The organism is Salinarimonas soli (assembly GCF_008386575.1).
GTDB lineage: Bacteria > Pseudomonadota > Alphaproteobacteria > Rhizobiales > Beijerinckiaceae > Salinarimonas_A > Salinarimonas_A soli.
This window is the reverse complement of the sequence record NZ_VUOA01000196.1, coordinates 1-389: the sequence shown is the minus strand read 5'-3', so window position 1 is coordinate 389 and position 389 is coordinate 1. Positions and strand designations below refer to the sequence as shown.

The 389-nt window shown below is 47.3% G+C and carries 1 protein-coding gene; it reads left to right on the top strand.

The window, feature by feature from the left end; all coding sequences use genetic code 11:
• Positions 1-54 precede the first annotated feature (54 nt).
• Positions 55-389, top strand: a 335-nt coding sequence (locus tag F0L46_RS27830) for a hypothetical protein (protein WP_240540169.1), incomplete at its 3' end; no start/stop codon positions are given.

The window sequence follows — 389 nt, the reverse complement described above, 5'->3', positions numbered from 1 at the left end:
CTTGGACCTAAATACGATGAGAACGGCTTTCCCTTCAGCCTAGAAGATAACTGGATGAACTTCTACGAGCTTGACTGGTTCGTGCAAAAGGTTAACCCTGGCCAGTCTCAGATAACGCGTTCATCTACTGACTTTGCATTCTTCAAAGAAGACTCTTTACCGATGGCCGAAATCTACAAGCTCTTGGACCAAGGAAAGATTCCTACTGACATGTTCAACTCCTCGGACACTATGCCTTCGAGGCTGATGCTGCCTAAGGGTACATACGATGGATTCCCCTTCCAGCTGTTTGTATTCGTCTATCCGTATGAACCGACACCTAAGGAGTCAGAGCCATTCAAGTCTGTTGTTCCGGACAACAAACCATTCGGTTATCCATTCGACCGCCC